The following is a 7,292-nucleotide window of genomic DNA, read 5'->3' on the forward strand; positions in this document are numbered from 1 at the left end:
GCTTGCTCGCGAACAGACTCCGCTGCGGGGCCTGGGTTCGCGAGCAAGCTCGCTCCTACAAGTTGGGTGCACGCCGGCTGGTTCGCGGCGGATAACGCTGGCGCGTTATGCGCCCTACGGGAGCAATCAGCGAACCGCTTCGAGCAACGTCGCGACGCCCTGACCACCGCCGATGCACTGGGTGGCGACGGCATAGCGCCCGCCGGTTTCCTTCAGCAGCGCCGCCGCCTTGCCGGTGATGCGTGCACCGGTGGCGCCCAGCGGGTGGCCGATGGCCAGGGCGCCGCCATGCAGGTTGACCCGGTCGATATCCAGCTCCAGCCCGCGCAGGCAGGCCAGCGCCTGGCTGGAGAAGGCCTCGTTGATCTCCACCAGGTCGATGTCGGCCATGCGCAGGCCCGCGCGGTCGAGCAGCTTGCGGGTCGCGTAGAGCGGGCCCATGCCCATGATTTCCGGCGGGCAGCCGACCACGGCGACGGCTTTCACCCGCGCCAGGATGTCCAGCCCGTTGGCGCGGGCGAAGTCCTCGCTGCACACCAGCACGGCCGCTGCGCCGTCGGTGAGCGGCGAGGCGGTGCCGGCGGTGACGCTGCCGCCGAAGGCCGGCTTGAGCTGCGCCAGCGCTTCCAGGTTGGTACCGGGGCGGATGCAGCCATCCTCGCTGACCACGCCGTTGGGTGTGTCGATGGGCACGATCTCCGCCGCCAGCAGGCCCTGCTCGCGGGCGTGGGCGGCCTTGGCGTGGGAGTCCACGGCCATGGCTTCCTGGTCCGCGCGGGAGATGCCGAAGCGTTCGGCGACGATCTCGGCGGTCTGCCCCATGGGCATGTAGGCCTGGGGGAATTCCGCCAGCAGGCGTGGGTTGGGCGCGAGGTTGAAGCCGCCCATGGGCACGCGGGTCATGGACTCCACGCCTGCGCAGATGAAGGCATCGCCCGCACCGAGCTGGATCTGTCCGGCGGCGAAGTGGATGGAGGTCATGGAGGAGCCGCAGAAGCGGTTGACCGTGGCGCCGGCCACCGTTTCCGGCAGCCCGGCTAGGAAGCCGGTGATGCGCGCCAGGTTCATGCCCTGTTCGGCCTCGGGGTAGGCGCAACCCATGATCAGGTCTTCGACCAGCCGGGCGTCGACGCCGCTGCGTGCAACCAGGCCCTTGACCGTCTGCGCGGCAAGGTCGTCGGGGCGCACATCGATCAGCGCGCCTTTTTTCGCGAAGTGGAAGGGGGAGCGGGCGTAACCCGCGATGACGACGTTGGTCATGGTCGTTCTCCTGGTGGTTCAGCGCCCGAGAATCAGGCAGGTAGTGGAACCGGTGGCGTAGAGCCGGCCGTCCACGTCGTAGAGGCGGCCCTCGGCCAGGGCGGTGGAGCGGCCGATGTGCACCAGGGTGCCTTCGGCGCGGATCGGCCCGGTGTCGCGGGTCAGCGCGCGGATGTAGCTGATGCGCAGGTCGGTGGTGGTGTAGCCCAGTCCCGGTTCGAGCATCGTGTGCACCGCGCAGCCCATGGCCGAGTCCAGCAGCGTGGCGGCATAGCCGCCGTGCACGGTGCCCAGCGGGTTGTAGTGGCGCATGTCCGGGGTGCCCTGGAAGACGAAGCGGCCCTGGCCCCACTCCAGCGGCACGAAGCCGATCAGCGCGTTGATCGGCGGGGCGGGCAGTTCGCCGGCGCCGATGCCGTCGAAGAATTCCTGGGGCGTCTTGCCGCGCAGCTCCTGCAGCGAGACCACGCCGGGCTCGGCCAGGCGCTGGCGCATCTGCGCGGCCGCCGCTTCCCAGGCGGCGATCTTCTGTTCACGGGTCAGGGTCAGTTCGGTCATCGCGGACTCCAGCGCTTCGAAAAATATTACGACCGTCATACTAGCATTGAATGACGGTTGACATATAAGTGACGGAAGCGCCATCCAGCAGGGCTGAAGCGACAGGGGAAATGAAGGACGAGGCGGCTGGCGGGGCACCGGCACGGCTGCAGCTGACAGGATTGGTCTGATCCGGCGGGCGGCGAGCCTTCGAGGACGAAGCCCGCTCCTGCGCCGCCAGGACGCTTTTCGTAGGAACGAGGGGGACGCCTAGTCCTTGCTCGCGAACAAACCCCGCTGCGGGGCAGGGGTTCGCGAGCAAGCTCGCTCCTACAGGTTGGGGTCAGTGCTTGAGCATGACGTGCCGTGCAGGAGCTTACTCGGCGGTGGCCGTGATGTTGGCCGCACGCGCCTGGCTGCGCTGAGCCTTGTACTGCAGGGCGACGGCGGGCACCGGCGAGGCGACGCCGGTTTCCACCCAGCGGCGGATGCGCGCGGCGTCGGCCACATGGGTGCGCTTGCCGAAGGCATCGAGCAGGGCCAGGGCGACCGGTCGGCCGTTCATCATGGTGACCATGACCAGGCAGTGGCCGGCGTCATTGGTGAAGCCGGTCTTGGTCAGGCGGATGTCCCACTTGCCGTTGCGCACCAGCGGGTTGGTGTTGAAGAAGCTCAGCGAGTAGCTGGGCTTGCTGAAGCGCGCGTCGCTGGTGGCGGTGGTGCTCATCGCGCGGATCTGCGGATAGGTGTAGGCGGCCTTGGCCAGGCGGATCAGGTCGTTGGCGTCGGAGACGTTGTGGATCGACAGGCCGGTGGGCTCGACGTAATGGGTGCTGGTCATGCCCAGGGACTTCGCCTTGGCGTTCATCGCCGCGACAAAGGCTTTCGAGCCGCCCGGATAGTTATGGGCGAGGCTCGCGGCGGCGCGGTTTTCCGAGGACATCAGCGCCAGCAGCAGCATGTTCTGGCGGCTGATCATGCTGCCCAGGTGAACGCGGGAGAACACGCCCTTCATCTCCGCGGTCTCGGAGATGTCTACGGGGATCAGCTCGTTCATCGGCAGCTTGGCGTCAAGGGTGACCATGGCGGTCATCAGCTTGGTCACCGAGGCGATGGGCACCACCAGGTTGGGATTGCTGGAGTAGAGGGTCTTGCCGTTCTCCAGGTCGACCACCAGGGCGCTGCCGGAAGCGAGCACCAGATCCCGGGGGGAAGCCGCCTTGGCGGGGGAGGCGGCGAAGGTGTTCGATGAACAGACAACAGCGGCGCAGGCAAACAGCAGGCTCAGTATCGAACGGCGACTAGGCATGGATGTGATTCGCAAGCATGGGGTGGGAATGTGTCTACATCCATGTAGGCATTTTCGGCGAATTCTAATGCAAGGTCCGCCATAGCGCACGCGGCGCGGGTCGTCTCAGATTGCGACAGCCTGAGACCCGCGCCGCCCGGTTCGCAGAGGCCGCGACCCGCGCGGGCACTCGTGGCGCGGCAGCGCACCCGAGCTGTTGCGAAATGCAACCGGAGCAGCCCTGCGCCGGGTGACTGAAAATCTTCTCAAAGCCACGCCGCATATGGCGTACAGGCCGGATGGCACGTTTTGTGACTGACTATCCTGAATGGAGCGCAGCCGCCCGGTTCGCCGTGTGGCCGATGGTCGGGGTTGCGTTTACCTTTACGTTAACGTAAACATGTTTCGCAGCCCGCGACCGGCCAGTCAGTCGCGCCGCTGCCGGTAAGCAAGTGCGGTTCGCGACGCTCTGCGTCGCTGCCCGGACCGCTCGTTCAGCGTTGATCCCAGAACAAGCACAACAAGGGAAAGCCATGAACCACCTGAGTTACACCCGCGGCCCGCAGGACAAGCCCCTGCTGGCCATGACCGTCGGCGCGGCCTTCGACGCCACCGTCGAGCGTTTTGCGGCACGCGAGGCCCTGGTCGTGCGCCACCAGAACCTGCGCTACACCTGGGCCGAACTGGCCGAGGTGGTCAATGGCATCGCCCGCGCCTTCCTCGCCCTCGGCCTGCGTCCCGGCGACCGCCTGGGTATCTGGGCGCCGAATTGCGCGCAGTGGTGCGTCACCCAGTTCGCCAGCGCCAAGGTCGGCGCCGTGCTGGTCAACATCAACCCGGCCTACCGGGTGAACGAACTCGAATACGCGCTCAAGCAGTCCGGCTGCCGCTGGCTGGTGTGCGCCGATGCCTTCAAGAGCTCCGATTACCACGGCATGCTTGCCGACCTGCTGCCCGAGCTGGGGCAGGGCCGGCCGGGCGAGCTGTCCAGCGACCGCCTGCCGGAACTGCGCGGGGTGATCAGCCTGTCCGACAGCGCGCCCGCCGGCTTCCTGCGCTGGAGCCAGCTGGAGCCGCTGGGCCGTGGCATCGCCGCCGGCGAACTCGCCGAGCGCCAGGCGCTGCTGCAGTTCGACGAGCCGATCAACATCCAGTACACCTCGGGCACCACCGGCTTCCCCAAGGGCGCCACGCTCAGCCACTACAACATCCTCAACAACGGCCTGATGGTCGGCGACAGCCTGGGCCTCACCGAGCACGACCGCCTTGTGATTCCGGTTCCCCTGTACCACTGCTTCGGCATGGTGATGGGCAACCTCGGCTGCCTGACCCACGGCTCCACCATGATCTACCCCGCGCCCAGCTTCGAGCCCGAGGCGACCCTGGCGGCAGTGGCGGAAGAGAAGGCCACCGCGCTGTACGGCGTGCCCACCATGTTCATCGCCGAACTGGACCACCCGACCCGCCGCGACTTCGACCTGTCCAGCCTGCGCACCGGCATCATGGCCGGGGCCACCTGCCCGATCGAAGTGATGCGCCGGGTCATCGACGAGATGCACATGGGGCAGGTGCAGATCGCCTACGGCATGACCGAGACCAGCCCGGTTTCGCTGCAGACCGGCCCGGAAGACGACCTGGAAACCCGCGTCACCACCGTCGGCCGCACCCAGCCGCACCTGGAGAGCAAGATCATCGACGCCGACGGACGCATCGTCCCGCGCGGCACCATCGGCGAGCTGTGCACCCGCGGCTACAGCGTGATGCTCGGCTACTGGAACAACCCGCAGGCGACCATGGAAGCCATCAGCCCGGCGCGCTGGATGCTCACCGGCGACCTCGCCGAGATGGACGAGGCCGGCAACGTGCGCATCGTCGGGCGCAGCAAGGACATGATCATTCGCGGCGGCGAGAACATCTATCCGCGCGAGATCGAGGAATTCCTCTACACCCACCATGCCGTGGCCGACGCCCAGGTGATCGGCATCCCCGACGAGAAGTACGGCGAGGAACTGGTGGCCTGGGTCAAGTTCCACCCCGGCCACAGCGTCGCCGAAGACGAGTTGCGCGCCTTCTGCAAGAACGCCATCGCCCACTTCAAGGTGCCGCGCCACTTCCGCTTCTGCGACGAGTTCCCGATGACGGTGACCGGCAAGATCCAGAAGTTCCGCATGCGCGAGATCAGCATCGAAGAGGTGCGCAGCCAGCTTGGCTGATCGATCGATGCCTGGCTGCGCCCCGCTGCGCTTGCGGATTACCGGGGCGCCATGGGCGTAGAGAAGGGCACCATCTCCATCCGCCTGGTCAGCGAAGCGCTGGCCGAATTTCGTCGCGCCGGTCGCGACGACGGGCCGTTGCTGGCCGCAGCCGGCATCGCCCCGGAGCTGTTCGGCAAGCCTTATGCGCGGGTTTCCTGCCAGGCCTATGCGCGGCTCTGGCTGCGCCTGGCCAAGGAGATGGACGACGAATTCTTCGGCATGAACGCCCGGCGCATGAAGTCCGGCAGCTTCAACTTCATGGCCGCCGCGGCGGTTCGTGAACCGGCCCTGGAGACGGCGTTGAGCGCCGCGCTGCGCTTCATGGGCCTGGTGTTCGACGACTTCACCCCGCGCCTGACGCGCCAGGACGGTCTCGCTGCCATCGTCATCGACGAACCCGAAGGCCCTGCGCCGCGCGCCTTCTGCTACTTCACCCTGTGGCTGATGCTGCATGGCCTGGCGTGCTGGCTGGTGGGCCGGCGGATTCCGATCCTGGCCGTCGAACTGCGCTGCCCGCAGCCGGATTTCATCGCCGACTACCGGGTGATGTTCAGCGAGAACCTCAACTTCGCCCGCCGCCAGTCACGCCTGCTGTTCAACGCCGAGGCGCTCGATCTGCCGGTGCGCCGCGATGAACGCGAGCTACGGCGCTTCCTGAATGGCGCGCCGGCCAACATCCTGGTGCGCTACCGCGACCCGCAGAGCCTCGCCGCTCGCACCAAGGCCTACCTGCGCAGCCTGAAGTTCGAGCGCTGGCCGGACCTCGACGCCCTCGCCGGACACTTCTACATGGCGCCCTCGACCCTGCGCCGCAAGCTCGCCGCCGAGGGGCAGTCCTACCAGGCGCTCAAGGACCAGCTGCGCCGCGACCTCGCCATCGCGCGGCTGGACAGCGGCGACGGCAACTTCGCCGACCTCGCCGAGGAACTGGGTTTCGCCGACACCAGCGCCTTCTACAAGGCCTTCCGCAAATGGACCGGATCGACGCCCGGGCAGTACCGCGCGCTGATCCGCCAGGAGCCCTGAGATTTAAGGGCGAGGCTCAAGTGGCCGCCTTTGAAGCCGATACAAGAACACAGAATGCTCACGCACAAGGACGCCCCGCCATGCCCCTGTCCCGCCTCTCGATCCAGTGGAAGATCACGCTGCTGACCGGCCTCTGCCTGCTCTGCATCGTCAGCCTGCTGGTCGGCCTCTCGCTGTTCCGGATGAACCACGATGCGCAGTTGATCAAGGCGGCCAACGCGGACATGCTCAAGGACGCGGCCAGGTCGCGGATGCAGGCGCGCAGCGAGCAACAGGCGGAGATCATCCAGCGCTTCTTCACCGACGTTTACCACTTCGGCAACCAGTTCTCCCGCCAGGTCGCCCAGCTGCGCGAGCAGTCGATCAAGCACGGCGCCGATACGGCCGGTGTGCGCAAGGACCTGAACCAGCTGGTGCGCGACGGCCTGAAGAGCAACCCCAACCTGCTCAGCCTCTACGTGGTCTTCGAGCCCGATGCGCTTGACGGCCAGGACGCTGCCTTCCATGACCAGGCGGAGGCCGGCAGCAACGAGAAAGGCCGCTTCGGCGCGTACTGGGCGCAGAAGGCCTCCGGCGAGATGACCGGCCTGGCGGTGACCGAGGACATGATCGCCGATACCTCCGTCATGCTCGACGGCAGCCCGTTCAACACCTGGCAGCTGTGCCCGCTGCAGACGCGCAAGGCCTGCGTGCTCAATCCCTATTTCGACAGTGCTTCGGGCACCAAGGTGCTGATGACCACCGTGACCTTCCCGCTGATCGACCAGGGCAAGGTCATCGCCGTGATCGGCATCGACATCAGCCTGAGCCGCCTGCAGCAGCTCGCCGTCGACGGCGACCGCCAGCTCTACGACGGCGCCGGCAGCGTCAGCATCGTCAGCCCGGCCGGCCTGCTCGCCGGCTACAGCAGCGACGAAGCGCTGCTC

6 protein-coding genes are annotated in these 7,292 nt (G+C 67.2%); 3 read left to right on the plus strand and 3 right to left on the minus strand.

From position 1 onward, the window contains the following. Positions 1-126: 126 nt before the first annotated feature. The 3 genes from ACCC94_RS26045 to pbpG form a co-directional block, all read right to left on the minus strand. Positions 127-1,260: a thiolase family protein gene (locus ACCC94_RS26045; RefSeq protein ID WP_413352500.1), complete on the minus strand. Its 1,134-nt coding sequence runs from the start codon at positions 1,258-1,260 to the stop codon at positions 127-129. Positions 1,261-1,278: 18 nt separating this feature from the next. Next, on the minus strand, positions 1,279-1,818 hold the full coding sequence (locus ACCC94_RS26050; RefSeq protein ID WP_413352501.1) for a PaaI family thioesterase: 540 nt from the start codon (positions 1,816-1,818) through the stop codon (positions 1,279-1,281). A gap of 355 nt (positions 1,819-2,173) precedes the next feature. Continuing rightward, a complete protein-coding gene (pbpG, locus tag ACCC94_RS26055; protein WP_413352502.1) occupies positions 2,174-3,106 on the minus strand; it encodes a D-alanyl-D-alanine endopeptidase in 933 nt (310 codons plus the stop codon). 512 nt (positions 3,107-3,618) lie between these two features. Between pbpG and ACCC94_RS26060 the strand changes: the two genes are divergently transcribed. The 3 genes from ACCC94_RS26060 to ACCC94_RS26070 form a co-directional block, all read left to right on the plus strand. Next, positions 3,619-5,298, plus strand: coding sequence for an AMP-binding protein (locus ACCC94_RS26060; RefSeq protein ID WP_413352503.1), 1,680 nt, complete (start codon positions 3,619-3,621; stop codon positions 5,296-5,298). Between the two features lie 51 nt (positions 5,299-5,349). Beyond that, positions 5,350-6,366, plus strand: coding sequence for an AraC family transcriptional regulator (locus tag ACCC94_RS26065; RefSeq protein WP_413352504.1), 1,017 nt, complete (start codon positions 5,350-5,352; stop codon positions 6,364-6,366). An 80-nt stretch (positions 6,367-6,446) separates the two neighbouring features. After that, on the plus strand, positions 6,447-7,292 hold an 846-nt coding region (locus ACCC94_RS26070; protein ID WP_413352505.1), incomplete at its 3' end, for a cache domain-containing protein.

Source organism: Pseudomonas sp. Pseusp97 (assembly GCF_047304025.1).
Taxonomy (GTDB): Bacteria; Pseudomonadota; Gammaproteobacteria; order Pseudomonadales; family Pseudomonadaceae; genus Pseudomonas.

Excerpts from the sequence above, each read along its gene's own strand:
- ACCC94_RS26045 (WP_413352500.1), bottom strand. The coding sequence starts at position 1,260 with ATGACCAACGTCGTCATCGCGGGTTACGCCCGCTCCCCCTTCCACTTC.
- ACCC94_RS26050 (WP_413352501.1), bottom strand. The coding sequence starts at position 1,818 with ATGACCGAACTGACCCTGACCCGTGAACAGAAGATCGCCGCCTGGGAA.
- pbpG (WP_413352502.1), bottom strand. The coding sequence starts at position 3,106 with ATGCCTAGTCGCCGTTCGATACTGAGCCTGCTGTTTGCCTGCGCCGCT.
- ACCC94_RS26060 (WP_413352503.1), top strand. The coding sequence starts at position 3,619 with ATGAACCACCTGAGTTACACCCGCGGCCCGCAGGACAAGCCCCTGCTG.
- ACCC94_RS26065 (WP_413352504.1), top strand. The coding sequence starts at position 5,350 with ATGGGCGTAGAGAAGGGCACCATCTCCATCCGCCTGGTCAGCGAAGCG.